Annotated in this window: 24 protein-coding genes and 2 tRNA genes; 21 read left to right on the top strand and 5 right to left on the bottom strand. The window is 52.3% G+C overall.

What is annotated here, in order from left to right:
- The first annotated feature begins 75 nt into the window (after positions 1 to 75).
- From FOB24_RS22270 to FOB24_RS22240, 7 genes are all read left to right on the top strand, one after another.
- Positions 76 to 1,434, top strand: a complete 1,359-nt coding sequence (locus FOB24_RS22270) for an ATPase, T2SS/T4P/T4SS family (RefSeq protein WP_170973651.1) — start codon at positions 76 to 78, stop codon at positions 1,432 to 1,434.
- A complete protein-coding gene (locus FOB24_RS22265; RefSeq protein WP_137347335.1) occupies positions 1,418 to 2,446 on the top strand; it encodes a type II secretion system F family protein in 1,029 nt (342 codons plus the stop codon). The genes FOB24_RS22270 and FOB24_RS22265 overlap by 17 nt, the downstream gene beginning before the upstream one ends.
- Positions 2,443 to 3,282 (top strand): hypothetical protein, encoded by an 840-nt coding sequence (locus FOB24_RS22260; protein WP_150345481.1) that lies wholly within the window; start codon positions 2,443 to 2,445, stop codon positions 3,280 to 3,282. Before FOB24_RS22265 ends, FOB24_RS22260 begins: the two co-directional genes overlap by 4 nt.
- Positions 3,283 to 3,361: 79 nt before the next feature.
- Positions 3,362 to 4,201 (top strand): prepilin peptidase, encoded by an 840-nt coding sequence (locus tag FOB24_RS22255; RefSeq protein WP_160955928.1) that lies wholly within the window; start codon positions 3,362 to 3,364, stop codon positions 4,199 to 4,201.
- A complete protein-coding gene (locus tag FOB24_RS22250) occupies positions 4,198 to 5,511 on the top strand; it encodes a M23 family metallopeptidase (protein WP_150345479.1) in 1,314 nt (437 codons plus the stop codon). The genes FOB24_RS22255 and FOB24_RS22250 overlap by 4 nt, the downstream gene beginning before the upstream one ends.
- Before the next feature lie 214 nt (positions 5,512 to 5,725).
- On the top strand, positions 5,726 to 6,058 hold the full coding sequence (gene secG, locus FOB24_RS22245; protein ID WP_006687886.1) for a preprotein translocase subunit SecG: 333 nt from the start codon (positions 5,726 to 5,728) through the stop codon (positions 6,056 to 6,058).
- A 9-nt stretch (positions 6,059 to 6,067) separates the two neighbouring features.
- Positions 6,068 to 6,154 (top strand) — tRNA-Leu (locus tag FOB24_RS22240).
- Between the two features lie 197 nt (positions 6,155 to 6,351).
- Here FOB24_RS22240 and argG read toward each other — a convergent pair.
- Positions 6,352 to 7,695 carry an argininosuccinate synthase gene (gene argG, locus FOB24_RS22230; RefSeq protein ID WP_006687887.1) on the bottom strand — a complete coding sequence of 448 codons (1,344 nt, stop codon included), beginning with the start codon at positions 7,693 to 7,695 and terminating at the stop codon, positions 6,352 to 6,354.
- 334 nt (positions 7,696 to 8,029) lie between these two features.
- Here argG and FOB24_RS22225 point away from each other — a divergent pair.
- The 12 genes from FOB24_RS22225 to mtr all read left to right on the top strand — a co-directional run bounded on the left by FOB24_RS22225 (position 8,030) and on the right by mtr (position 21,981).
- A tRNA-Met gene (locus FOB24_RS22225) sits at positions 8,030 to 8,106 on the top strand.
- Positions 8,107 to 8,313: 207 nt separating this feature from the next.
- Complete coding sequence (gene rimP / locus FOB24_RS22220; protein ID WP_003024996.1) at positions 8,314 to 8,766, top strand: ribosome maturation factor RimP; 453 nt, start codon at positions 8,314 to 8,316, stop codon at positions 8,764 to 8,766.
- A gap of 28 nt (positions 8,767 to 8,794) precedes the next feature.
- Entirely contained in the window at positions 8,795 to 10,282 is a 1,488-nt protein-coding gene (gene nusA, locus FOB24_RS22215) for a transcription termination factor NusA (RefSeq protein WP_038634199.1), read from the top strand.
- A gap of 24 nt (positions 10,283 to 10,306) precedes the next feature.
- The gene (gene infB, locus FOB24_RS22210) at positions 10,307 to 12,997 is read left to right on the top strand and encodes a translation initiation factor IF-2 (protein ID WP_038634196.1); all 2,691 of its coding nucleotides are present in this window, start codon (positions 10,307 to 10,309) and stop codon (positions 12,995 to 12,997) included.
- A gap of 220 nt (positions 12,998 to 13,217) precedes the next feature.
- Positions 13,218 to 13,622 (top strand): 30S ribosome-binding factor RbfA, encoded by a 405-nt coding sequence (rbfA, locus tag FOB24_RS22205; RefSeq protein WP_003024988.1) that lies wholly within the window; start codon positions 13,218 to 13,220, stop codon positions 13,620 to 13,622.
- Positions 13,622 to 14,566, top strand: a complete 945-nt coding sequence (gene truB / locus FOB24_RS22200; protein WP_121529596.1) for a tRNA pseudouridine(55) synthase TruB — start codon at positions 13,622 to 13,624, stop codon at positions 14,564 to 14,566. Before rbfA ends, truB begins: the two co-directional genes overlap by 1 nt.
- Positions 14,567 to 14,839: 273 nt before the next feature.
- The gene (gene rpsO, locus FOB24_RS22195; RefSeq protein ID WP_000059465.1) at positions 14,840 to 15,109 is read left to right on the top strand and encodes a 30S ribosomal protein S15; all 270 of its coding nucleotides are present in this window, start codon (positions 14,840 to 14,842) and stop codon (positions 15,107 to 15,109) included.
- A gap of 246 nt (positions 15,110 to 15,355) precedes the next feature.
- Positions 15,356 to 17,491 carry a polyribonucleotide nucleotidyltransferase gene (pnp, locus tag FOB24_RS22190; RefSeq protein WP_038634187.1) on the top strand — a complete coding sequence of 712 codons (2,136 nt, stop codon included), beginning with the start codon at positions 15,356 to 15,358 and terminating at the stop codon, positions 17,489 to 17,491.
- Positions 17,492 to 17,600: 109 nt separating this feature from the next.
- Positions 17,601 to 18,485 carry a lipoprotein NlpI gene (gene nlpI, locus FOB24_RS22185; protein WP_038634184.1) on the top strand — a complete coding sequence of 295 codons (885 nt, stop codon included), beginning with the start codon at positions 17,601 to 17,603 and terminating at the stop codon, positions 18,483 to 18,485.
- 106 nt (positions 18,486 to 18,591) lie between these two features.
- Positions 18,592 to 18,672, top strand: coding sequence for a protein YrbN (yrbN, locus tag FOB24_RS22180; protein ID WP_010723222.1), 81 nt, complete (start codon positions 18,592 to 18,594; stop codon positions 18,670 to 18,672).
- The gene (deaD, locus tag FOB24_RS22175) at positions 18,665 to 20,590 is read left to right on the top strand and encodes an ATP-dependent RNA helicase DeaD (protein WP_150345477.1); all 1,926 of its coding nucleotides are present in this window, start codon (positions 18,665 to 18,667) and stop codon (positions 20,588 to 20,590) included. The genes yrbN and deaD overlap by 8 nt, the downstream gene beginning before the upstream one ends.
- A gap of 146 nt (positions 20,591 to 20,736) precedes the next feature.
- The gene (mtr, locus tag FOB24_RS22170) at positions 20,737 to 21,981 is read left to right on the top strand and encodes a tryptophan permease (RefSeq protein ID WP_038634179.1); all 1,245 of its coding nucleotides are present in this window, start codon (positions 20,737 to 20,739) and stop codon (positions 21,979 to 21,981) included.
- Between the two features lie 88 nt (positions 21,982 to 22,069).
- Here mtr and FOB24_RS22165 read toward each other — a convergent pair whose 3' ends face one another.
- The 3 genes from FOB24_RS22165 to ubiU form a co-directional block, all read right to left on the bottom strand.
- Complete coding sequence (locus FOB24_RS22165; protein ID WP_150345476.1) at positions 22,070 to 23,077, bottom strand: luciferase-like monooxygenase; 1,008 nt, start codon at positions 23,075 to 23,077, stop codon at positions 22,070 to 22,072.
- A gap of 187 nt (positions 23,078 to 23,264) precedes the next feature.
- Positions 23,265 to 24,143 (bottom strand): U32 family peptidase, encoded by an 879-nt coding sequence (locus tag FOB24_RS22160; RefSeq protein WP_449508533.1) that lies wholly within the window; start codon positions 24,141 to 24,143, stop codon positions 23,265 to 23,267.
- Positions 24,144 to 24,151: 8 nt separating this feature from the next.
- A complete protein-coding gene (ubiU, locus tag FOB24_RS22155) occupies positions 24,152 to 25,147 on the bottom strand; it encodes a ubiquinone anaerobic biosynthesis protein UbiU (RefSeq protein ID WP_006687898.1) in 996 nt (331 codons plus the stop codon).
- Between the two features lie 220 nt (positions 25,148 to 25,367).
- On the opposite strand from ubiU, the gene ubiT reads away from it, so the two are divergent.
- Positions 25,368 to 25,892, top strand: a complete 525-nt coding sequence (gene ubiT, locus FOB24_RS22150; RefSeq protein ID WP_038634172.1) for a ubiquinone anaerobic biosynthesis accessory factor UbiT — start codon at positions 25,368 to 25,370, stop codon at positions 25,890 to 25,892.
- Entirely contained in the window at positions 25,886 to 26,389 is a 504-nt protein-coding gene (locus tag FOB24_RS22145) for a GNAT family N-acetyltransferase (protein WP_003024966.1), read from the top strand. Before ubiT ends, FOB24_RS22145 begins: the two co-directional genes overlap by 7 nt.
- Here the strand turns inward: FOB24_RS22145 and FOB24_RS22140 are convergent.
- Positions 26,376 to 26,675 carry a GIY-YIG nuclease family protein gene (locus FOB24_RS22140; RefSeq protein WP_038634168.1) on the bottom strand — a complete coding sequence of 100 codons (300 nt, stop codon included), beginning with the start codon at positions 26,673 to 26,675 and terminating at the stop codon, positions 26,376 to 26,378. The two genes, FOB24_RS22145 and FOB24_RS22140, sit on opposite strands and share 14 nt — an antisense overlap.
- Positions 26,676 to 26,726: the final 51 nt, after the last annotated feature.

The raw sequence follows: 26,726 nt of genomic DNA, 5'->3' as shown, positions 1-26,726 counted from the left end.
GAGTATTTATTAGTACACACTATCAATATCGATAAGCTATTTGAATACAAGCTCCAGATAAGCCGGCTGAAATCAATGCATAAACGGCCAGTCATTGGCCTGGCGATAGTAACGGAAGAAGATTATTTTCATATACTGGAATTTATCTCTCTTAAAGCCCTTAACGCTGCGCATAATGATATTGATATCACAGACACGCAAAAACAGTTGGTCAATATCTTACAGCGCGTTGTAAATATGGGGGCCAGCGACCTTCATATTACACGGAATGATGTGTTGGCGTTGCTTGAGGCGCGCGTAAATGGCGTATTGATGCCGTTTATGCAGATTAAATCACAGCAGTGTGATGAACTGGTATTTGTCTTGTACAACGTAGAGGCTACAACCAGAGATACAACATGGAACCGGGCAATTCCGCAGAACGCGAATATTCTCTACAGTCTTAACGGTAAACCGTACCGCTTCCGTTATGCCCATTTTCCCATTTTTGGCGAAACGGCGGATTGTTACCATGCTGTGCTGCGTATTATTCCTTCCGGTTTGCAAAAAGATAACCTGGGCTCGCTGGATAAAATAGGCGTCTCGTCTGCCGAAATTGCCGATTTGAAAAAGATCCTTAGCAACCCTTATGGCGCGTATGTCATTGCGGGAACGACAGGTTCGGGCAAATCGACCACGCTGAAAAATCTGATGGAATGGCTACAAATAAACCGCTATGACGATCGCGGCTGCTTTTTGACGGTCGAAGATCCCGTGGAATATCAGATATACGGTGCCAAGCAAAGCTCCGTTGTCAGCGTCGAGGGGGGAGGTTTCCACGCCGCAATTAAATCTGCGTTACGCCGCGACCCGGATGTACTGATGGTGGGGGAGATTCGTGACAATGTTTCAGCTAACGCTCTGGCGGGCGCCGTTGAGAGTGGACATTACTGTTTTACCACCGTGCATGCGGGCAATATCGTTTCACTCCTGCAGCGTATGTCCGCATTAGGTATCAGCAGTGACAAGCTCTCCACGCCAGGCTTCGTTGCTGGGTTGCAGTGTCAGAAACTGGTGCCGGTGCTTTGCGATACCTGTAAGCAAGTCCATGAAGAGATTACCCTCTCCGGCCGCACTTTTACTCTGTTCCGGGCAAGCGAGAAGGGGTGTGTAAAGTGTAAGAAGAGCGGTATCAAAGGACGGCAGCTGGCGATGGAGTATTTTTTGCCAACCTATGACGAACTGGCGGCTATCTCCCGGCAGGAGTGGCTTAATGTTTACACCCTGTGGCGGGAAAAAAGAAAGACAGCGGTAGGACTTGCTGAAGGGTTTGAGATCCGTGAAAAAGTCATGGCGCATGTGCTGCTTGGTCGTGTGGATGCGCGCTGGTACGCAATGGAATTTGGCGTATTGCCAACAGAAGATCTGGAGATGATCGTTGAAAAAATTCAGTAAGAAACAGCGCATCTATATCTACCAGTTTTGCGCAGACATGATTAAGGCCGGTCTGCCTTTGTATGATTCGATGCAAAAACTGCAAAAAGAAGGTCAATCTTTACTGGGGAAAGCCTTTAGTAAACGGTTGATGGATCTTATCACGCAAATGAAGCAGGAAACATCCGTTGCGGCTGTTTTCGAAGGTATGGTGCCGAATTCTGAACTGAGTGTGATCACCGCGGCGGAGAAAAGCGGCAGCCTTTCTGATGGATTTTTTACCCTGGTTTCGATTATTAAATACAACGATGAACTGCGTAAAAAGATCATCGGTGCGCTTATATTTCCCCTGATAATGATTACCTTGTCGTTAATTGTTATTGCCGGCTATTCGCAAAAGGTATTCCCCGCCTTTGCCTCCGTTGTGCCGATTGATAAATGGCCAACCGTGACACAGAATCTCTATAATTTTGGCGTGGCGCTTTACGAGGGGTTGTGGCTAAAAATTCTACTGGGATTTATCTTTCTGGTTATCTTTTCACGGCTGACAATGGCCAATTTTAGCGGCACAATAAGGAATAAGGTTCTCGACAGAATTATGCCGTTCTCAACTTATCGGCAGCTAACTTCCTCCATTTTTTTGAATAATTTGTCGCTAATGTTGAGTAACAATATTCCTCTGACGGATGCGCTTTCAATTATTCAGCTCAATGCTAACCGTTGGCTAAAATGGCATCTTTTCACCATGCTGGAGAAAATGGCGCACGGCGTGAATTATGGCAAAGCGCTCGATACCGGACTGATGGGCGCGGAAGAGTTACTCAACATCAGCCTGTATGCCGATCTCCCCTCGTTTAATGAGGTTTTGCTCTCGGTATCGGAGCGCTCCCGCGATCATATACAGGAGTATATTAAAAAACTTGCCGGACTGTTAAAGAACTTAGCCACCGTTATCCTGGGCGGGAGCGTTATCTGGGTATTTCTGGCGCTGTTCTCATTAATGGATACGTTGTCGAAAAGTGCAGTAGGATGATTGATGAAATGAATATAAAACCACAAAGCATTTGTCAGCGTGCACTCTTACTGGGTGCCTTATTCCTGGCGAGCGTAACGGCGCAAGGAGCGCAAAAATATGGTCTTAGCGACAGTCTCCAGTACTGCGAGCTTTGGGATACCTTTTTCCCTCTTTCGTTTCAGGTCCCTTCAAGTAATTGGGTGTCTAATTATTCCAGGCCTGAGCTTAACATCATATATATCTCAGCTGGTAAACGTAAGCATGTGGATGATTACATTGATCTTTACACTATTAATAACCAATCTGTCTGGCCGTCGCGTTTAATCAGTGGACGTGATACGGCCTTTTGTCAGAACGACGGTGGTTGTGTTGCAAAAGGTAAAGGAAGCGTAGGTAAGGGTATTTCGGCATATAAAGATCTTGTCGCCGAATTTCCTGATGATGACGTTAAAATATTTTCCGGTTCCCCTTACTATGACGGCACTCTCTCATGGATATCTTTGCCTTTACGGTACCTGAAACTACTCAGAGTCGAATTCTTTACACCTTATTCCGGACCCGTAGGTGTTTTTACAGACTCTTATAATCCGTATGTGGAGCCATTATATTTTGAATACAGAGCGACAGGGAATAAAGATGAAATGCAATTAACTGCTGTAGGTGGTACTGCGGCCGGGGCTAATTTCAATGGCGTTAATCTACCTGATAAAATAAGGCCAACGGCACTTGCCGCTTTACAGGTTTGGTTAGAGTCATCAGGCACTGGTGACCCATGGAAGTCGTTATTACCTCATGCGCACAAGGTGGATATGTCAGAAAGCCAGAAGGCGCTTATCCCTGATAACTGCAAATAATCTCGCGTAACGATCGCCGGTTATTAAAAGACGATCGTTACTAATGCAACACCGACTATTAATAAGAGTTAAATTCTGCATGGATGCTTTTTTATCTCCCTCGTATCCCTGGCTCGCGCTACTTCTGGGATTATTCATTGGCAGCTTTCTCAACGTCGTTATTTATCGATTACCGATAATGCTGATGCGTGAAACCGCAGACGATGAAGAAAGAAGTGCGCTTCCCACGGTAAATTTATGGTGGCCGCCGTCTCACTGCCCATGCTGCCAGCACAATGTTATGCCCTGGGATAACATTCCCGTGGTGAGCTGGTTGCTGTTACGCGGCAGATGTCGCCATTGCCATTGCACAATTTCGGGTATTTATCCGTTAAGTGAGGCGGTCATTGGCGTTGTGTTTTGCACTCTGGTTTACTGGCTTTATCCGCAATATAGCTTACTCCAGCTCGCGTTCATGGCGTTATTTCTCTGCCTGTTGTACACCCTGGCGGTTATCGATATCCGCACCTTTTTGCTTCCTGACTGCCTGGTGTTTTTATTGCTGTGGGCGGGACTTATTGCCTCCGTACGCCACCTTATTCCAATTTCACCGCGGGATAGCGTAATGGGCGCCGTTTTTATATGGGGCTTTACCTGGCTAATGGCCGAAGGTTACCGCTGGATAACCGGTCGGGAAGGTTTCGGTAAAGGGGACGTTAAGCTGTTCGCCGCGTGTGCGACATGGTTAGGGGTGGAAAATATTGCGGTGCTAATGCTGGGCTCAGCCCTGTTGGGTCTTTGCCTGTTTCTGTTTCGCTACTTCTATATTCGCAGATTCGCGCCGCAGGGGGAGCTGGCGAAACAGGGATACATTCCATTTGGCCCGGCGATCGTTGTGATGTCGATCTATCTAATGTATACGGCGGTGCTTAACCTGTGATCACTCTTCTGCTTTCGTTACTTTTGCTGCGCGCTGCGCCAGATATGTATCGGGACGAGGTTGCGCGTGATGAATTCAGCGTGACGGTATCGCTCATTCCGCCCGCTCCACGACAATACACTACCGTGCCAGCCATGACGGGGCGAATACCACGTACGCTTTATTTACTGTCTCTGCCAGTATGGCGGCCAGTGCATCAGCAGAAAACCTGTGCAACAGCGGTGCTGATGAATCAGCCGCCAGTAACAACATCGCCTTTAATACGGCAGCGCTATCAGCCTTGTTTCGATGATCTTCAGGCCGGTAAACACCATGCGAACCTTATTGAGACCCGAAGGGAAACCGACCCTCTCTCCTGTCGCATCAGCGCTGCTACCTTGTCACGTCGCGCTTTTATGACGTGGCCCTCTGACGTTACGGTGAACGCCGATGCCGATGATGATCTTTCCTGCGCGCAGGTTATGGCGCTGGCAAGCTTCTTCCCTGCTGGTGTTGTATCTACCGATCGCTTTGCAACCAATCCGGCTCCTGATAATGATACGGCGAGCAGCTTTTTTTCGGTGCTGAATCTGACGATCCCCACGAACAGCGCCCCAGCGCCAAACTGGCAGTCTTTATCGAATCGTCATGCCGTTTCTGAGGTCGATACCCTGCCTGCCGGGGCGTTTATCTTCCCCCTGACGCACGAAATTGTTGTGACGTCTCCTTATGGCATGCGTTACCACCCGGTCACCCGCCAGTTTATGCGGCATGAAGGCGTGGATCTGCGCGCACCGGTAAATAGCCCGGTAATGTCGGTTGCCGATGGCGAAGTGACGGCGACCGGCTATGGTCCGGTGACGGGGTTCTATATTACCGTCAGTCATGCCGATGGCTGGAGCAGCCGCTATCTGCATTTAAATACGCTTCAGGTTCATAAAGGCGATAAGATATTCAGAGGCAATGTTATCGCCTTATCAGGGGCAACCGGGCGCATCAATGGTCCTCATCTCCACCTGGAACTCAGCCATCATCACCAGTTGGTAAACCCAATGGAGGTGCTTTTTGCGTCGACATTAAACCCCAATGCCAGGCGGGCGTCGCACGTGGCAGATACACAGGCGGTTATCGAGCCGGTGGATATGACGCCGACCATCGCTTTGATTAGTGGGGAAGGGGAGAATTTGCAGATAGGCGTGCGCGTCGGTAAAAAAACCACCTTCTACGCGCAGAGAGAACCCGTAGAGACGCCGGATGGCGTATGGCGCATTGTTAAACGGTATGGAAAATACAGGCTCGTGAAGGTGTCGCCGGAAGCGAAACCCGAATAGCCGGCTGTTTTATAGCCGTTTTTCCGCCGTTAACCGGCAGAATGCGGCGCTTTTGCTGTTTTTTTCCGCAGTTGATACAATGCCCTAAAAATGCCCTTGCGAAGGTGATTCGCTTTGGTTAGTATTCACACCCGCTTCAGTGGGAAACAGTAAATATTCCCGCTTTAATGGTCGAAGCATTGTACGCGGCAACTCCGCAAGGAACAGGTTGATTATGCACGAAGCTCTTTTAGTAGTTTTCCTTATTGTGGCAATTGGCCTGGTAGGCTTGATCATGCTGCAGCAAGGTAAAGGCGCTGATATGGGAGCCTCTTTTGGCGCAGGCGCTTCTGGTACTCTGTTTGGTTCAAGTGGTTCTGGTAACTTCATGACCCGTATGACAGCTGTATTGGGAACCTTGTTCTTCATCATCAGTCTGGTGCTGGGTAACATGAACAGCAATAAGACCAATAAAGGAAGTGAGTGGGAAAATCTGAGCGCACCGGCGAAAACCGAGCAAACTCAGCCAGCTGCTCCGGCTCAGCCGACCAGCGATATCCCACACTAAGTATTCTGTACCGAGGTGGTGGAATTGGTAGACACGCTACCTTGAGGTGGTAGTGCCCTAACGGGCTTGTGGGTTCGAGTCCCATCCTCGGTACCAAATTCCAGAAAAAAGACGCTGCAAAGCGTCTTTTTTTTCGTCTGTTACTCGTGGCTGTCTGTAGGTCGGATAAGGCGTTTACGCCGCCATCCGACATTATTGCAACGCCTGATGGCGCTACGTTTATCAGGCCTACAGACACCTCATATTCCGCGCATAAAAAAAGGCCGCTTTCGCGGCCTTAAAATGATGAGTCGTTACTTCGCTTTGTTTTCCAGATTCTCAACCTGCGGCAGGCCGGTCGTTGAAGAGGCGGTCAACAGACCGGCTTTCGCGTAGCCGAACAGCTTCTCGCGGGTATCGGTGATGTCCAGATTACGCATTGTCAGCTGGCCGATACGATCGTCAGGTGAGAATACTGACTCGCCTTTCTCCATGGTCAGACGTTCTGGCTTGTAAGTCAGATTATCAGACACGGTATTGAGGATGGAGTAGTCGTTGCCGCGGCGCAGCTCCAGCGTCACTTCGCCGGTAATCTGGCTGGCGACCCAACGCTGCAGACCATCACGCAGCATCAACGCCTGCGAGTCGAACCAGCGGCCCTGGTACAGTAGTTTGCCCAACTGACGGCCATGAGAGTGATATTGCTCAATGGTGTCTTCGTTATGGATACCGGTCAGCAGACGCTCGTAAGCGATGTGCAGCAGCGCCATCCCAGGGGCTTCATAGATACCACGGCTCTTAGCTTCAATAATACGGTTTTCAATCTGATCGCTCATGCCCAGACCGTGACGACCGCCGATGCGGTTGGCTTCCAGCATCATCTCAACGTCGTCGCTGAAGGTTTTACCGTTTAGCGCTACAGGATGACCCTGTTCAAAGCGTACGGTCACTTCTTCTGCCGGGATCTTCACGCTCTCATCCCAGAACTTCACGCCCATAATCGGGTTGACGATTTTGACGCTGGAATTCAGGAATTCCAGGTCTTTCGCTTCGTGGGTCGCGCCGAGCATATTGGAGTCAGTGGAGTACGCTTTCTCGACAGACATTTTGTAGTCGAAACCGCAGGCGATCATAAATTCGGACATCTCATGGCGACCACCCAGTTCATCGATAAAATCGGTATCCAGCCATGGTTTGTAAATCTGCAGTTCCGCGTTGGTCAACAGGCCGTAACGATAGAAACGTTCAATATCGTTACCTTTATAGGTGCTGCCGTCACCCCAGATATTCACGCCATCTTCTTTCATGGCGGCAACCAGCATGGTGCCGGTGACTGCACGGCCCAGTGGGGTGGTATTAAAATAGGTTAGTCCGCCAGTAGTGTTGTGGAAGGCGCCGCACTGAATGGCTGCGATCCCTTCGGCAACCAGTTGCTTACGGCAATCTACCAGGCGAGCATTCTCAGCACCATATTCCATTGCGCGGCGAGGAATGGCGTCATAGTCATCCTCATCCGGCTGGCCCAAATTCGCAGTATATGCATATGGGACAGCCCCTTTTTGTCGCATCCACAGCAGTGCTGCACTGGTGTCCAGGCCGCCGGAAAAAGCGATACCAATACGTTGACCTACCGGGAGATGCTTGAGAATCGTCGTCATAAAATAAAACCCTGCTTGATAGACTGGTGAAGAGGTCGGCTTATTATACTAAATGCATTTTTATGCAAAATAAATGAGTTTTCATTTAATCATCTTTTCTGGATGACAGGAAGAGTTTAGTGATAATTTCGTTAAATAACGGCGCGGCCGGTACATTTATCTTGATTACCACCCGCTGGTCAGCATTCATTGATTTGCATAGTGGTAACAAGGTTGACATAACACATAGAGTATCAATATACTGTGCGCAGATTTTACGTCCCGTCCTCGGTACCAAATCCCAGCAGTATTTGCATTTTTTACCCAAAACGAGTAAAATTTGCCACGTTTCAGGCGCGGGGTGGAGCAGCCTGGTAGCTCGTCGGGCTCATAACCCGAAGGTCGTCGGTTCAAATCCGGCCCCCGCAACCACTTTCCCTTAGAGTTCTTTTTCAAATATACTGTGAAGACTTAGGCCTTCGTAGCTGGATTTGAAAAAAATTCTTTCGGAAGGTTCTCCGAACCGCAGGTGCGGTTATAGGGTTCAGTTATCTAAAGCCCCGATTTATCGGGGTTTTTTGTTATCTGACTACAGAATAACTGGGCTTTAGGCCCTTTTTTTATGTCTTGGGGGTGGGCTTGTCCACATTAGAGCAAAAATTAACAGAGATGATTACAGCCCCGGTTGAAGCCCTGGGCTACGAACTGGTCGGCATCGAATTTATTCGCGGTCGCACATCCACACTGCGCATCTATATTGATAGTGAAGATGGCATCAATGTTGATGATTGTGCTGATGTGAGCCATCAGGTAAGCGCCGTGATGGATGTCGAAGACCCAATCACCGTTGCCTATAACCTGGAAGTTTCCTCGCCGGGTCTCGACCGTCCTCTGTTCACTGCTGAACACTACGTGCGTTTCCTGGGGGAAGAAGTCACGCTGGTTCTTCGTATGGCGGTTCAAAACCGTCGTAAATGGCAGGGCGTTATCAAAGCGGTGGACGGTGAGATGATCACGGTCACAGTCGAAGGTAAAGATGAAGTGTTCGCGCTGAGTAATATCCAGAAGGCGAACCTGGTTCCCCACTTTTAACAGTCTGGATTGAGGTGAAAAGCCCGCGATGAACAAAGAAATTTTGGCTGTTGTTGAAGCCGTATCCAACGAAAAAGCGCTGCCACGCGAGAAAATTTTTGAAGCGCTGGAAAGTGCGCTGGCTACAGCAACAAAGAAAAAATATGAGCAAGAGATCGACGTCCGCGTAGAAATTGATCGTAAAAGCGGTGATTTCGATACCTTCCGTCGTTGGGTAATCGTAGAAGAAGTTACCCAGCCAACCAAAGAAATTACGCTGGAAGCGGCACGCTTCGAAGACGAAAGCCTGAACGTGGGCGACTATGTTGAAGATCAGATTGAATCTGTCACCTTTGACCGTATCACCACCCAGACTGCGAAACAGGTTATCGTACAGAAAGTACGTGAAGCTGAACGCGCAATGGTTGTTGATCAATTCCGCGAACACGAAGGCGAAATCGTTACGGGTGTGGTGAAAAAAGTTAACCGTGACAACATTTCCCTGGATCTGGGCAGCAATGCTGAAGCCGTGATCCTGCGCGAAGACATGCTGCCGCGTGAAAACTTCCGCCCTGGCGACCGTATTCGTGGCGTTCTGTACTCTGTGCGCCCGGAAGCGCGCGGCGCGCAACTGTTCGTCACCCGTTCCAAACCGGAAATGCTGGTTGAACTGTTCCGCATTGAAGTGCCAGAAATTGGCGAAGAAGTGATTGAAATTAAAGCGGCTGCTCGCGATCCGGGCTCTCGTGCGAAAATCGCCGTTAAGACCAACGATAAGCGTATTGATCCGGTGGGCGCGTGTGTGGGTATGCGCGGTGCGCGCGTTCAGGCGGTCTCTACCGAACTGGGCGGCGAGCGTATCGATATCGTCCTGTGGGATGATAACCCGGCGCAGTTCGTGATTAACGCAATGGCGCCAGCAGATGTCGCTTCTATCGTGGTGGATGAAGACAAACACACCATGGATATCGCGGTTGAAGCCGGTAACCTGGCTCAGGCGATTGGACGTAACGGTCAGAACGTCCGCCTGGCTTCACAACTGAGCGGTTGGGAACTCAACGTAATGACCGTTGATGACCTGCAGGCGAAGCATCAGGCTGAAGCACATGCCGCCATCGATACCTTCACCAAATATCTCGATATCGATGAAGATTTCGCGACAGTTCTGGTGGAAGAAGGTTTTGCGACGCTGGAAGAACTGGCCTACGTGCCAATGAAAGAACTGCTGGAAATTGACGGCCTTGATGAACCGACCGTTGAAGCGCTGCGCGAGCGTGCTAAAAACGCACTGACCACTCTGGCACTGGCCCAGGAAGAAAGCCTCGGTGATAACAAACCGGCTGACGATCTGCTGAATCTGGAAGGATTGGATCGCGATATGGCCTTCAAACTGGCTGCCCGTGGTGTTTGTACGCTGGAAGATCTCGCCGAACAGGGCATTGATGATCTGGCTGATATCGAAGGGTTGACCGACGAAAAAGCCGGTGAGCTGATTATGGCTGCCCGTAATATTTGCTGGTTCGGTGACGAAGCGTAATAAACTGTAGCAGGAAGGAACAGTATGACAGATGTAACCGTAAAAACGCTGGCTGCAGAGATACAGACCTCCGTGGATCGCCTGGTACAGCAATTTGCTGATGCAGGTATCCGGAAGTCTGCTGATGACTCTGTGTCCGCACAAGAGAAACAAACCTTACTGGCGCATCTGAACCGTGAGAACGGCTCAGCGCCGGATAAGTTGACATTGCAGCGTAAAACGCGCAGTACTCTCAATATTCCAGGTACCGGTGGGAAAAGCAAATCGGTACAAATCGAAGTCCGCAAGACACGCACCTTTGTGAAACGCGATCCGCAAGAGGCTGAACGCCTGGCCGCGGAAGAGCAGGCGCAGCGTGAAGCGGAAGAGCAAGCCCGTCGTGAGGCAGAAGAAGCTGCCAAACGCGAGGCGCAACAAAAAGCCGAACGTGAGGCCGCAGAACAAGCTAAGCGTGAAGCCGCTGATAAAGCGAAACGTGAAGCTGCGGAAAAAGACAAAGTGAGCAATCAACAGACCGACGATATGACTAAAACCGCCCAGGCCGAAAAAGCCCGCCGTGAAAATGAAGCCGCAGAACTGAAACGTAAAGCGGAAGAAGAAGCACGTCGCAAGCTTGAAGAAGAAGCTCGCCGCGTAGCGGAAGAAGCTCGCCGTATGGCGGAAGAAAACGAGAAAAATGGTGTGGATAACGCTGAACCTGTTGAAGATACCAGCGATTATCACGTCACGACTTCTCAGCACGCTCGCCAGGCAGAAGACGAAAACGATCGTGAAGTTGAAGGCGGCCGTGGTCGTACTCGCAGCGCGAAAGCCGCGCGTCCGGCGAAGAAAGGCAACAAACACGCTGAATCGAAAGCCGACCGTGAAGAAGCGCGCGCCGCAGTTCGTGGTGGTAAAGGCGGTAAACAGCGTAAAGGTTCCGCTCTGCAGCAGGGCTTCCAGAAGCCAGCTCAGGCCGTTAACCGTGACGTTGTGATCGGCGAAACCATCACCGTTGGCGAACTGGCTAACAAGATGGCGGTTAAAGGCTCTCAGGTCATCAAAGCGATGATGAAACTGGGCGCAATGGCGACCATCAACCAGGTCATCGACCAGGAAACCGCACAACTGGTTGCCGAAGAGATGGGCCACAAAGTTATCCTGCGTCGTGAAAACGAGCTGGAAGAAGCAGTAATGAGCGACCGTGACACCGGCGCTGCGGCTGAACCGCGCGCACCGGTTGTAACCATCATGGGTCACGTTGACCACGGTAAAACTTCCCTGCTGGACTACATTCGTTCTACGAAAGTGGCTTCTGGCGAAGCGGGCGGCATTACTCAGCACATCGGTGCGTACCACGTTGAAACTGACAACGGTATGATCACCTTCCTGGATACTCCGGGTCACGCCGCGTTTACCTCTATGCGTGCTCGTGGTGCTCAGGCAACGGATATCGTGGTTCTGGTTGTTGCAGCAGACGACGGCGTGATGCCGCAGACCATCGAAGCTATCCAGCACGCGAAAGCGGCAGGTGTGCCGGTGGTGGTTGCAGTCAACAAAATCGATAAACCAGAAGCGGATCCGGATCGCGTTAAAAACGAACTGTCCCAGTACGGCATCATGCCGGAAGAGTGGGGCGGCGAAAGCCAGTTCGTCCACGTTTCTGCGAAAGCCGGTACCGGTATCGACGAACTGCTGGATGCGATCCTGCTGCAGGCCGAAGTTCTGGAGCTGAAAGCTGTTCGTAAAGGTATGGCGAGCGGCGCGGTAATCGAATCCTTCCTGGATAAAGGTCGTGGTCCGGTTGCTACCGTCCTGGTGCGTGAAGGTACGCTGCATAAAGGCGACATCGTACTGTGTGGCTTCGAATACGGCCGCGTGCGTGCGATGCGTAACGAACTGGGTCAGGAAGTTCTGGAAGCAGGTCCGTCCATTCCGGTGGAAATCCTCGGTCTGTCCGGTGTTCCGGCTGCCGGTGACGAAGTGACCGTGGTGCGTGACGAGAAGAAAGCCCGTGAAGTTGCACTGTATCGTCAGGGCAAATTCCGTGAAGTTAAACTGGCTCGTCAGCAGAAATCTAAACTTGAGAACATGTTCGCCAACATGACCGATGGCGAAGTTCACGAAGTGAACGTCGTACTGAAAGCTGACGTACAGGGTTCTGTAGAAGCGATCTCCGACTCCTTACTGAAACTGTCTACCGACGAAGTGAAAGTGAAGATCATCGGTTCCGGCGTAGGTGGTATCACTGAAACCGACGCGACCCTGGCTGCGGCGTCCAACGCGATTCTGGTTGGCTTCAACGTCCGTGCTGATGCTTCTGCGCGTAAAGTGATCGAATCTGAAAGTTTGGATCTGCGTTACTACTCCGTCATCTATCATCTGATCGACGAAGTGAAAGCGGCGATGAGCGGTATGCTGTCTCCGGAACTGAAACAGCAGATCATTGGTCTGGCTGAAGTGCGCGATGTGTTTAAATCACCGAAATTTGGCGCGATCGCGGGCTGTATGGTTACCGAAGGTACTATCAAGCGTCACAACCCAATCCGCGTCCTGCGCGACAACGTGGTTATCTATGAAGGCGAGCTGGAATCCCTGCGCCGCTTCAAAGATGACGTTAACGAAGTCCGTAACGGTATGGAATGTGGTATCGGCGTTAAGAACTACAACGACGTTCGCGTTGGCGATATGATCGAAGTGTTCGAGATTATCGAGATCAAACGTACCATCGCATAATCTTCGTCGTCTTTTGGACCGCAACGGCGTTGGCTGCGCTCGCTCACCCCGGTCACATAGTTATCTATGCTCCCGGGGATTTACGAGCTTGCCGCCTTGTTGCAATCCAAAATCCTTAGAAGATGATTAGGCGTAGGCCGGGTAAGCGAAGCGCCACCCGGCAAGAAATTTAAAAAGGGGCTTATGGCCCCTTTTTTGTCATTATTCTGGAGAATTTATTATGGCGAAAGAATTTGGTCGCCCGCAGCGTGTGGCGCAGGAGATGCAGAAAGAAATCGCACTCATCTTGCAACGCGAAATCAAAGATCCGCGCGTAGGCATGATGACTACCGTATCTGGTGTTGAGATGTCCCGTGACCTGGCGTATGCCAAAGTATTCGTGACTTTCCTTAACGACCAGGACGAAGCGGCTGTGAAAAACGGCATTAAGGCCCTGCAGGAAGCCTCTGGTTTTATCCGCTCCCTGCTGGGGAAAGCGATGCGTCTGCGTATCGTGCCTGAACTGACCTTCTTCTACGACAACTCGTTGGTTGAAGGGATGCGTATGTCTAACCTGGTGACCAGCGTGGTGAAACATGACGATGAACGTCGTGTAAACCCAGCGGACGACAGCAAGGAGGACTGATGAGTCGTCCTCGTCGTCGTGGTCGCGACATTCACGGTGTCCTGCTGCTGGATAAGCCGCAGGGCATGTCCAGCAATGACGTACTGCAAAAAGTAAAGCGCATCTACAATGCCAACCGTGCGGGTCATACCGGCGCGCTGGATCCGCTGGCGACGGGCATGCTGCCTATCTGCCTCGGCGAAGCGACGAAGTTTTCACAGTATTTGCTGGATTCTGACAAACGCTATCGCGTAGTAGCCCGCCTGGGGCAACGTACTGACACCTCCGATGCTGACGGGCAAATCGTGCAGGAACGTCCGGTAATCTTCAGCGCAGAGCAACTTGCGAGCGCACTGGAGACTTTCCGCGGCGATATCGAGCAGATTCCGTCAATGTATTCGGCGCTGAAATATCAGGGTAAAAAGCTATACGAATATGCGCGTCAGGGCATTGAAGTGCCGCGTGAAGCGCGCCCGATTACCGTCTATGAGCTGCTGTTTATTCGCCATGAAGGTAACGAGCTGGAGCTGGAAGTTCACTGCTCCAAAGGCACCTATATTCGCACTATTATCGACGATCTGGGCGAGAAGCTCGGCTGTGGTGCGCACGTAACGTACCTGCGTCGTCTGACGGTCAGCAAGTATCCGGTGGATCGTATGGTGACGCTGGAACACTTGCGCGAGCTGGTTGAACAGGCTGAGCAGCAGAACATTCCGGCCGCTCAGTTGCTTGATCCCTTGCTGATGCCAATGGACAGTCCAGCATCGGACTATCCTGTTGTTAATTTGCCTTTAACATCGTCGGTTTACTTTAAAAATGGTAACCCGGTACGTACGACAGGTGTCCCGCTGGAAGGCCTGGTGCGTGTGACGGAAGGCGATGACGGCAAATTTATCGGCATGGGGGAGATCGACGATGAAGGTCGTGTCGCCCCCCGTCGCCTGGTGGTTGAGTATCCTGCATAGCGCTCTCTGTCTTGCGATAAAAGGGCGCTGCGAGTAGAATACTGCCGCTTAACGTCGCGTGAATTGTTTAACAATCTGCGTGGCGTATACACAAAATCATTCGAGCTGCATCAAGGCGGCAAGTCTGAGAATCCTCAGGAGCTTACTTAGGTAAGTGACTGAGGTGAGCGGACGCAGCCAACGCAGAGTCAGTTTGAAGGATAAAGTGTATACACTGGGATAGCTGAATTAGAGATCGGCATCCTTTCATTCTTAACACTTTGGAGTTTTAAAATGTCTCTAAGTACTGAAGCTACCGCTAAAATCGTTTCTGAGTTTGGTCGTGATGCAAACGACACCGGTTCTACCGATGTTCAGGTTGCTCTGTTGACTGCACAGATTAACCACCTGCAGGGCCACTTTGCAGAGCACAAAAAAGATCACCACAGCCGTCGTGGTCTGCTGCGCATGGTTTCTCAGCGTCGTAAACTGCTCGACTACCTGAAACGTAAAGATGTTGCACGCTACACCGCGCTGATCGAGCGTCTGGGTCTGCGTCGCTAATTCTTTCGAGTTTCAGAAAGAGGGGGCCTTCATGGCCCCTTTTTTCCAGCAGATGGCAGCAATTCGCTGGAAACTAATGTATTGTTGCTATGAATGATCTTCCGTTGCAGAGGTTCGCGCGGCTAATGAGAGGCTTTACTCATGCGTATGGGTTAGGGTTGTCATTAGTCGCGAGGATGCGCAGAAGATCGGGTATTAACGATGGCGCAAAAATGTGCCGTCAAAAAATAGAGAAAGGATATTATTTTGCTTAATCCGATCGTTCGTAAATTCCAGTACGGTCAGCATACCGTTACGCTGGAAACCGGCATGATGGCGCGTCAGGCGACTGCCGCTGTTATGGTTAGCATGGATGACACTGCGGTATTCGTTACCGTTGTCGGCCAGAAAAAAGCGAAACCAGGCCAGGACTTTTTCCCACTGACCGTTAACTATCAGGAGCGTACCTACGCTGCTGGCCGTATCCCGGGTAGCTTCTTCCGTCGTGAAGGCCGTCCGAGCGAAGGTGAAACCCTGATCGCGCGTCTGATTGACCGCCCGGTTCGCCCGCTGTTCCCGGAAGGGTTCGTTAACGAAGTTCAGGTTATCGCGACCGTTGTGTCCGTTAACCCGCAGGTTAACCCGGATATCGTGGCAATGATTGGCGCATCCGCTGCGCTGACGCTGTCTGGCATCCCATTCAACGGCCCGATCGGTGCTGCGCGTGTTGGTTATATCAATGACCAGTACGTACTGAACCCGACTCAGGACGAACTGAAAGAAAGCAAGCTGGATCTGGTTGTTGCCGGTACCGAAGGTGCCGTACTGATGGTTGAATCCGAAGCTGAACTGCTGAGCGAAGACCAGATGCTGGGCGCTGTAGTATTCGGTCACGAACAGCAGCAGGTTGTTATTCAGGCGATCAATGAGCTGGCGAAAGAAGCCGGCAAACCGCGTTGGGACTGGCAGCCAGAAGCCGTCAACGAAGCACTGAACGCGCGCGTTGCCGCACTGGCAGAAGCTCGCCTGAGCGATGCTTACCGTATCACCGACAAACAAGAGCGTTACGCTCAGGTTGACGTGATCAAATCTGAAACCATCGCTCAGCTTACGGCAGAAGATGAAACCCTGGACGCCAACGAACTGGGCGAAATCCTGCACGCCATTGAGAAAAACGTTGTTCGTAGCCGCGTACTGGCAGGCGAGCCGCGTATCGATGGCCGTGAAAAAGACATGATTCGTGGTCTGGACGTGCGTACTGGCGTTCTGCCGCGTACCCACGGCTCCGCGCTGTTCACCCGTGGCGAAACTCAGGCGCTGGTCACTGCGACCCTGGGCACCACCCGTGATGCGCAGAACCTCGACGAACTGATGGGCGAGCGTACTGACAACTTCCTGTTCCACTACAACTTCCCTCCGTACTGCGTAGGTGAAACCGGTATGGTCGGTTCTCCGAAGCGTCGTGAAATTGGTCACGGTCGCCTGGCGAAGCGTGGCGTGCTGGCAGTGATGCCGGAACTGGATAAATTCCCGTACACCGTGCGTGTGGTTTCTGAAATCACCGAATCTAACGGTTCTTCTTCCATGGCTTCCGTATGTGGCGCTTCCCTGGCGCTGATGGACGCAGGCGTGCCGATCAAAGCGGCCGTTGCGGGTATCGCGATGGGTCTGGTGAAAGAAGGCGACAACTATGTTGTTCTGTCTGACATCCTGGGCGACGAAGATCACCTGGGCGATATGGACTTCAAAGTAGCGGGTTCCCGCGACGGTATCTCTGCACTGCAGATGGATATCAAAATTGAAGGTATCACCAAAGAGATCATGCAGGTTGCTCTGAACCAGGCTAAAGGTGCGCGTCTGCACATCCTGGGTGTGATGGAACAGGCGATTAACGCGCCGCGTGGCGATATCTCTGAATTCGCGCCACGTATCCACACCATCAAGATCAGCCCGGACAAGATTAAAGACGTTATCGGTAAAGGCGGTTCTGTTATCCGCGCCCTGACCGAAGAAACTGGCACTACTATCGAAATCGAAGATGACGGTACTGTGAAGATCGCTGCGACCGACGGCGAGAAAGCGAAATATGCTATCCGTCGTATCGAAGAGATCACCGCAGAGATCGAAGTAGGTCGTATCTACACGGGTAAAGTGACCCGTATCGTTGACTTTGGCGCATTCGTTGCCATCGGTGGCGGTAAAGAAGGTCTGGTACACATTTCTCAGATCGCTGACAAGCGCGTTGAGAAAGTGACCGATTACCTGCAGATGGGCCAGGAAGTACCGGTTAAAGTTCTGGAAGTTGATCGCCAGGGCCGTGTACGTCTGAGCATTAAAGAAGCAACTGAGCAGTCTCAGCCTGCAGGCGAACCGGAAGCTCCGGTAAGCCAACAGGGCGAGTAAGGTTGCCATTGCCCTCCGTGAGAACGGAGGGCCTTTAACCCGGCAGGACGCCTTGTTAGCAACCGGGGAACCTGGACGTTCATTCAATCGTTGTCTTCGGGAGTGGGAAATGAAGCCTTTTTTGCGCTGGTGTTTCGTTGCGACAGCACTCACGCTGGCTGGATGTAGTAATTCCGCCTGGCGTAAGAGTGAAGTCCTCGCAGTACCATTGCAACCGACTTTGCAGCAGGAAGTGATTCTGGCACGTATGGAACAAATTCTTGCCAGTCGGGCTTTAACCGATGACGAACGCGCACAGCTTTTATATGAGCGCGGAGTGTTGTATGATAGTCTCGGTCTGAGGGCACTGGCGCGAAATGATTTTTCACAAGCGCTGGCAATCCGACCAGATATGCCTGAAGTATTCAATTACTTAGGTATATATTTAACGCAGGCAGGCAATTTTGATGCTGCCTATGAAGCGTTTGATTCTGTACTTGAGCTTGATCCAACTTACAACTACGCGTACTTAAATCGCGGTATCGCATTGTATTACGGCGGTCGCGATAAGTTAGCGCAAGATGATCTGCTGGCGTTTTATCAAGACGATCCCAATGATCCTTTCCGCAGTCTGTGGCTTTATCTTGCCGAGCAGAAGCTCGATGAGAAGCAGGCTAAAGAAGCGTTAAACCAACGCTTCGAGAAATCGGATAAAGAGCAATGGGGATGGAACATTGTCGAGTTCTACCTGGGCAACATTAGCGAAGCAACGCTGATGGAACGCCTGAAGGCGGACGCAACGGATAACACCTCGCTCGCTGAGCATCTCAGTGAAACCAACTTCTATTTAGGTAAGTACTACCTAAGTCTGGGGGATTTGGACAACGCTACGGCATTGTTCAAACTGGCGGTGGCTAACAACGTTCATAACTTTGTTGAGCACCGATACGCATTGTTGGAATTATCGCTCCTGGGCCAGGACCAAGATGACCTGGCAGAATCGGACCAGCAATAGCTGACGTACACATCAGCCCGTAATCTTTTTTGATTGCCATCACCTTCACGGGTGAGGGCGTTGTTGTTCGTTAATACACCTACTTTGAGCCGGTTCACACTTTTCAATGAAAATTGCAGATCAATTTCATGATGAGTTATGTAGACTGGCCGCCATTAATTTTGAGGCACACGTACTACATGGCTGAATTCGAAACCACTTTTGCAGATCTGGGCCTGAAGGCTCCTATCCTTGAAGCCCTTAGCGATCTGGGTTACGAAAAACCATCTCCAATCCAGGCAGAGTGCATTCCGCATCTGCTGGGCGGTCGCGATGTTCTGGGTATGGCCCAGACCGGTAGCGGCAAAACGGCAGCGTTCTCTTTACCGCTGCTCAACAATCTTGATCCTGAGCTGAAGGCACCTCAGATTCTGGTGCTGGCACCGACCCGCGAACTGGCGGTTCAGGTTGCAGAAGCCATGACGGATTTCTCTAAACACATGCGCGGCGTGAACGTGGTTGCCCTGTACGGCGGCCAGCGTTATGACGTGCAATTACGTGCCCTGCGTCAGGGACCACAGATCGTCGTTGGTACGCCGGGTCGTCTGCTGGATCACCTGAAGCGCGGTACTCTGGACCTCTCCAAACTGAGCGGTCTGGTACTGGACGAAGCTGATGAAATGCTGCGTATGGGCTTCATCGAAGACGTTGAAACCATTATGGCGCAGATCCCGGAAGGTCATCAGACCGCTCTGTTCTCTGCCACCATGCCGGAAGCGATTCGTCGTATTACCCGCCGCTTTATGAAAGAGCCGCAGGAAGTACGCATACAGTCCAGCGTCACTACCCGTCCTGACATCAGCCAGAGCTACTGGACTGTGTGGGGCATGCGTAAAAATGAAGCGCTGGTGCGTTTCCTGGAAGCAGAAGATTTTGATGCGGCGATTATCTTCGTCCGTACCAAAAATGCGACTCTGGAAGTGGCAGAAGCGCTGGAGCGTAGCGGTTATAGCAGCGCTGCGCTGAACGGCGACATGAACCAGTCTCTGCGTGAGCAGACTCTGGAGCGTCTGAAAGATGGCCGTCTGGATATTCTGATTGCAACCGACGTTGCGGCCCGTGGCCTGGACGTTGAGCGTATCAGCCTGGTCGTTAACTACGATATCCCGATGGACTCCGAATCTTACGTTCACCGTATCGGCCGTACCGGTCGTGCGGGTCGTGCTGGCCGTGCGCTGCTGTTCGTTGAGAACCGCGAGCGTCGTCTGCTGCGTAACATCGAACGCACCATGAAGCTGACTATTCCAGAAGTAGAACTGCCGAACGCAGAGCTGCTGGGCAAACGCCGTCTGGAAAAATTCGCCGCGAAAGTACAGCAGCAGCTGGAAAGCAGCGATCTGGATCAGTACCGTGCTCTGCTGGCGCAGATTCAGCCTACTGCTGAAGGCGAAGAGCTGGACATGGAAACCCTGGCAGCCGCACTGCTGAAAATGGCTCAGGGTGAACGTAGCCTGATCGTACCACCAGATGCACCGATGCGTCCTAAGCGTGAATTCCGCGACCGTGACGATCGTGGTCCGCGTGACCGCAACGATCGTGGCCCGCGTGGCGACCGTGAAGACCGTCCGCGTCGTGAACGTCGTGACGTTGGCGATATGCAGCTGTACCGCATTGAAGTGGGTCGTGATGACGGTGTTGAAGTCCGCCATATCGTTGGCGCGATTGCTAACGAAGGTGATATCAGCAGCCGTTACATCGGTAACATCAAGCTGTTTGCTTCCCACTCGACCATCGAACTGCCGAAAGGTATGCCGGGCGACGTGCTGCAGCACTTTACTCGTACCCGCATCCTGAACAAGCCGATGAACATGCAGCTGGTTGGCGATGCAGTACCGCATACCGGTGGTGAGCGTCGTGGCGGTGGCCGTTTCAGCGGCGAGCGTCGTGAAGGCGGTCGCGGTGAAGGCCGTGGTTTTGGCGGTGAGCGTCGTGAAGGCGGTCGTGGTGATGGTCGTCGTTTCAGCGGCGAACGTCGTGAAGGTGGTCGTGGCCCGCGCCGTGACGATTCTTCTGCTCCGCGTCGTGATGACTCAGCCGGTCGTCGTCGTTTCGGCGGTGACGCATAAGCCAAAACGGCTTAAAAGCGTAAAATAAAGTATACAGCCCCGATCTCAACAATCGGGGCTTTTTTTATTTCAATTGTACTCGTGTACTGGTACAGTGCAGCACATTGATAAGTAGTCACAATATAAATGACTGGAGAGATGGCTAAATGGCAACACTAACCACCACCCAAACGTCACCTTCGCTGCTTGGCGGCGTGGTGATCATCGGCGGCACCATTATTGGCGCGGGGATGTTCTCTCTGCCGGTGGTCATGTCCGGGGCGTGGTTCTTCTGGTCAATGGCGGCGCTGATCTTCACCTGGTTCTGCATGCTGCACTCCGGGCTGATGATCCTTGAAGCCAACCTCAATTACCGGATTGGTTCCAGCTTCGATACCATTACCAAAGATCTGTTGGGCAAAGGCTGGAACGTTGTTAACGGCATCTCCATTGCCTTTGTGCTCTACATTCTGACCTACGCCTATATTTCGGCAAGCGGCTCGATTCTGCATCACACCTTTGCCGAGATGTCGCTGAACGTTCCGGCGCGCGCGGCAGGTCTTGGCTTTGCGCTGCTGGTCGCGTTTGTGGTGTGGTTAAGCACCAAAGCGGTTAGCCGCATGACGGCGATTGTGCTGGGGGCAAAGGTCATTACCTTTTTCCTGACCTTCGGCAGCCTGCTGGGACACGTGCAGCCCGCAACGCTGTTTAACGTGGCGCAGAGCAACGCTTCATATACGCCGTACCTGCTGATGACGCTGCCATTCTGTCTGGCTTCATTTGGTTATCACGGCAACGTCCCAAGCCTGATGAAGTATTACGGCAAGGATCCGAAGACCATCGTTAAGTGCCTGGTATACGGCACGTTGCTGGCGCTGGTGCTGTATACCGTATGGTTGCTGGGAACGATGGGTAATATTCCGCGTCCGGAATTTATTGGTATTGCGCAGCAGGGTGGGAACATTGATGTGCTGGTGCAGGCGTTGAGCGGTGTGCTGAACAGCCGTAGTCTGGATCTGCTGTTGGTGGTGTTCTCCAACTTTGCGGTCGCCAGTTCCTTCCTCGGCGTGACGCTGGGCCTGTTTGACTATCTGGCTGATTTATTTGGTTTTGATGACTCCGCAATGGGGCGTTTTAAAACCGCATTGCTGACGTTTGTGCCGCCAATTGTCGGTGGCCTGCTGTGGCCGAACGGTTTTCTGTACGCCATTGGCTATGCAGGTTTAGCTGCAACTATCTGGGCTGCCATTGTGCCAGCGCTGTTGGCACGTAAATCTCGCGAACGTTTCGGCAGCCCGAAATTCCGCGTCTGGGGCGGTAAACCGATGATTGCCCTGATTCTGGTCTTCGGCGTCGGCAACGCGGTTATCCATGTTCTGTCGAGCGTTAACCTGCTGCCGGTGTACCAGTAGAACAATTGCCCGGTGGCGCTACGCTTACCGGGCCTACAGAGATTGCGTAGGCCGGATAAGGCGCAGCCGCCATCCGGCACAAATAGCACTACCCCAACAATTCCTGCTTCACATCCATCGCCAAATCAAATGAGTGGAGCCGCGCCTGGTGATCAAAAATCTGGCCGTTAACCATAATTTCATCAGCATGGGTTTCACGCAAAATAGCCTCCAGCCCGTGCCGCACTTTCGCCTTATCACCGACCAGTGACATGCGTAGCGCCTGCTGCACGCCATACTGTTCAGAAGCGGACCACAGTTGATGCATATTCTCTACCGGCGGCGGTAGCTGGCCGGTTTCGCCACGACGCAGTTTCATAAACGCCTGCTGCATTGAGGTGAAAAGAAATTCGGCATCGCGATTGCTGTCGGCGGCAATAATGTTGATGCACACCATCGCATACGGCTTTGCCAGGCGCGCCGAAGGGGTGAACTGGCTACGATACAGATGCAGCGCCTGATGCAGCATATCCGGAGCAAAGTGCGAGGCGAAGGCAAACGGCAGGCCAAGCTGCGCCGCCAACTGTGCGCTATACAAGCTGGAACCTAATAACCAGACCGGGATCTGCTCGCCGTAGCCAGGCACCGGGCGTACATGGGGGTTCGGGTCGTGGGCGTCGAACCACTCCACCAGTTCTGCTACGTCGCGTGGGAAGTTATCGATATCGCCACTCATATGGCGGCGCAGCGCGCGCATCGTTGGCTGATCGCTCCCCGGCGCGCGGCCAAGCCCGAGATCGATACGTCCCGGATACAGCGTGTTCAGGGTACCGAACTGCTCGGCGATCACCAGCGGCGAATGGTTGGGCAGCATCACGCCGCCAGAACCCAGATGCAGCGTGGTGGTATTGGCAGCCAGATAACCAATCAGCACAGAGGTTGCGGCGCTGGCGATGCCGGTCATGTTGTGATGTTCTGCCAGCCAGTAGCGGTGATAGCCGCGCTTTTCAGCCAGCCGTGCGAGTTCAAGCGAGTGCGTAAAGGCTTCTTTTGCCGAAGATCCTTCAGGGATCGGTGCCAGATCCAGCACCGAGAACGGAATAGTTTTGTCAGTCATAACGGCTCACTTTGTTACCGGTTAATCATTTAATACTGCATTAAAATTTGATTAACGTTGTTAACAAAGTGAGCTTTATGAGACTGACGGCAAAACCAATGCCCGATGGCGCTGCGCTTATCGGGCCTACGGGATCGCGATTTGTAGGCCGGATAAGGCATTTATGCCGCCATCCGGCGAGGTTTTATCAGGATTGCAGTTCCAGCCCAGCCAGACGTTTCCAGTAACCGTTGCAGTCGCTATGGGCGGCAAGCGGTAATGGGGCAGTGCCGTTTTCATTGGCGCGGAAGGCATCCAGCATGGCAAATGTTTCAGTGCCTGAAGGGGACAGACGTACAATATCCACCAGCCCCTGCATGGATGTCAGCTCGTTGCCGAGGTTATAAACATAGCCGCTCATGGTCTGGATCCCGTTGAGAACAAAGACCTGCTGATTCTCCTGCGACAGCACATCTCGCCCGTTCGGGTATTTGATGCAGCAGGTTTCACACTCGTCTTTTGGCCGATCTTCGGAACGCGCCGTAAAGCAGCGGGCAGAGTACGCCAGCGGCAGATGGCCGTAGCTCAGCACTTCTACTTCAAACTTATCGCGGATAGCTAACTGTTCACACTGGTTGAGCAGATTGATCAGCCAGTCGCGAGATAATTCTACCGGCATACACCAGCGCACCATCCCTTGTTTGAGCAGCAAACGTAGCGTCACCGCGTTGTAGCAGTTGAGCGCATGTCCGGCGACAAACGGCAGCTTACGTTCCGCGCACATGTTTACCACGCCCAGATCGCTGGCTTCCAGCAGGAAGTCGCCGTTTTCGACGTAGCGCTTTAATTCGCCTAGCTCAGACGAGGCCTGCACCAGCGCCAGCGTTGACAGCACCACCTGTTTACCGCTGCCGGCGAGCGACTTCGCCATATCAATCCAGTCGCCGACTTTAGTGGCGCGACGTTTGCTGCATACCGCTTCGCCAAGATAGATAATGTCGGCCTGGCTGGCGGCGGCCTGCTGATAAAAATCTTCCAGCGTTTCTTTTGGCCAGTACCACAGCACCGGCCCTAAGGAATATTTCATTGCTTCTCTCACTGCCATTTACGGTGATACGCGCCAAGCGTGGTCTGCGTGCCTTCGGACATGGAACCGAGCGTTTCCATCCATGCCGCCTGTGGCGCATAGTTCTGTGGGTCGGCTATACAACGATCGATCGCCTGACGCCACACTTTCGCCACCTGGCTGACGTAGGCCGGGCTACGCTGGCGTCCCTCGATTTTTACCGAGGCAATATTGGCCGCCAGCAGCTCCGGCAGCAGCTCCAGCGTGTTCAGGCTGGTGGGTTCTTCCAGCGCATGATAGCGCTCGCCGTCAACCAAATAACGGCCTTTACACAGTGTCGGATAACCGGCATTTTCTCCGTCCTGATAGCGGTCAATCAGCACTTCATTCAGACGCGATTCCAGACCTTGTTGGGTCTGCTGCCAGCGAACAAAACGCGCGGGAGAGCAAGCGCCAACCGTGTTAGGCGATTCACCCGTCAGGTAGGATGAAAGATAACACCGCCCTTCCGCCATAATGCACAGGCTGCCAAAGGCGAACACTTCGAGTGGAACGGGCGTGACGCGAGCGAGCTGCTTCACCTGATGAATAGACAACACGCGCGGCAGCACCACGCGCGCGACATCAAAGTTGCGATGATAAAAATTAATCGCCTCTTCGTTGGTAGCAGATGCCTGAACAGAGACATGGCGCTCAATATGCGGGTAGCGCTCTGCGGCATACTCAAGCATGGCGAGGTCGGCGAGGATTAGTGCATCCGCACCCAGTTGCGCCGCCATATCTACGGCCCGCTGCCAGCGCGCATAACCATCCGGATGCGCAAAGGTGTTAATCGCGATGTGCAGCTTACGACGGTGTTGATGGACAAAACTCACCGCTTCCTGCAATTTTTTCTCGGTAAAATTAAGGCCGGCGAAATGACGGGCGTTGGTATCATCTTTCAGCCCGATGTAGACAGCATCAGCGCCGTTCTCGATGGCCGCCTTAAGCGCCGGGAGATTTCCGGCAGGGCAGAGCAGCTCCATAATTTATCCTGAACGTAGCGCCGTGAAGGGCGCAGAAATGTTAACGAAGAGGGATTTTAGTTAACCTTGCTGAGACAATTTTTGATTTGAGGCAGTTAAAGTCGTATTGGTGACAGCAATAAAGAGGTAACAATTTCGCATCGAATTGTTGATTTATGCCGCTATGTCGTTTATTGGATATGGCAAAATAGCAGGACTATTGAAACAGGGAGTAAAGCTCGTGTTGGATAAACTGCGTTCACGCTTAGTACATTTTGGTCCTTCTCTGATGAGTGTACCGGTTAAACTGACGCCCTTTGCGCTGAAGCGCCAGGTCCTGGAGCAGGTTCTGAGCTGGCAGTTTAGCCAGGCGCTGGCTGATGGAGAGCTGGAGTTCCTCGAAGGCCGCTGGCTGAGTATTCATGTGCGTGATATTGGCCTCCAATGGTATACCTCTGTTGAGAACGATAAACTTATCGTCAGCCAGAGTGCCGATGCGGATGTGAGTTTTAGCGCTGACGCCAGCGATTTACTGATGATTGCTGCACGTAAGCAGGATCCGGATACGCTTTTCTTCCAGCGTCGCCTGGTGATTGAAGGTGACACAGAATTAGGGCTATACGTAAAAAATCTGATGGACGCCATCGAACTGGATCAGATGCCTAAAGCGTTGCGCGTCATGCTGATGCAGTTGGCGGATTTTGTTGAGGCGGGAATGAAAACGACGCCAGACACCAAACAGACTTCGGTAGGTGAGCCATGCTGATTCGAGTTGAGATTCCCATCGATGCCCCCGGTATTGATGCGTTGCTGCGTCGTTCATTTGAGAGCGATGCGGAAGCGAAATTAGTGCACGACCTGCGTGAAGATGGTTTCTTAACGCTGGGTTTGGTTGCGACAGATGACGAAGGTCAGGTAGTGGGTTACGTCGCGTTCAGTCCTGTCGATGTTCAGGGTGAAGATCTGCAATGGGTCGGCATGGCGCCGCTCGCAGTGGATGAAAACTACCGTGGTCAGGGCCTGGCGCGTCAACTGGTCTATGAAGGACTCGACTCCCTGAACGAGTTTGGCTACGCCGCGGTGGTTACGCTGGGCGATCCGGCACTGTACAGCCGCTTTGGCTTTGAGCTGGCAGCGCATCATGACCTGCGTTGCCGCTGGCCGGGCACCGAAAGCGCGTTCCAGGTTCATCGCCTGGCGGACGATGCGCTGGAGGGCGTGACGGGCCTGGTGGAATACCACGACCACTTCAATCGTTTTTAACATCCGGGGTTTGCAGGCTGCTCAGCAGAGCCTCAAGCCCTCCGCCCTCTACAAGGCGCTCTTTCTGACGCTTTGTGAGCTGTTTGACGCGATACTCGATGCGCAGAGCCAGCGAACGGTCGCCGACCTGCGCCGCAAATGCCAGGGTGAGTTCTCCCTTTCCACGTAGCGCCTTCGCGCCTTTCCCGCTCTGATGTTGCTTATATCGACGCTCCACATCGGTGGTTATTCCGGTGTATAAAGCGTTGTCCGCGGTACGGATCAGATACAGATACCAGGGTGTCATTGTCACCATCGACGTGATAATTTTCAGGCCTACAGTATAAAAGAGAACAGA

This window comes from Citrobacter werkmanii (assembly GCF_008693645.1).
GTDB classification, from domain to species: domain Bacteria; phylum Pseudomonadota; class Gammaproteobacteria; order Enterobacterales; family Enterobacteriaceae; genus Citrobacter; species Citrobacter werkmanii.
The sequence above is the reverse complement of the archived record's forward strand: the minus strand, read 5'-3'. Positions and strand labels throughout refer to the sequence as shown.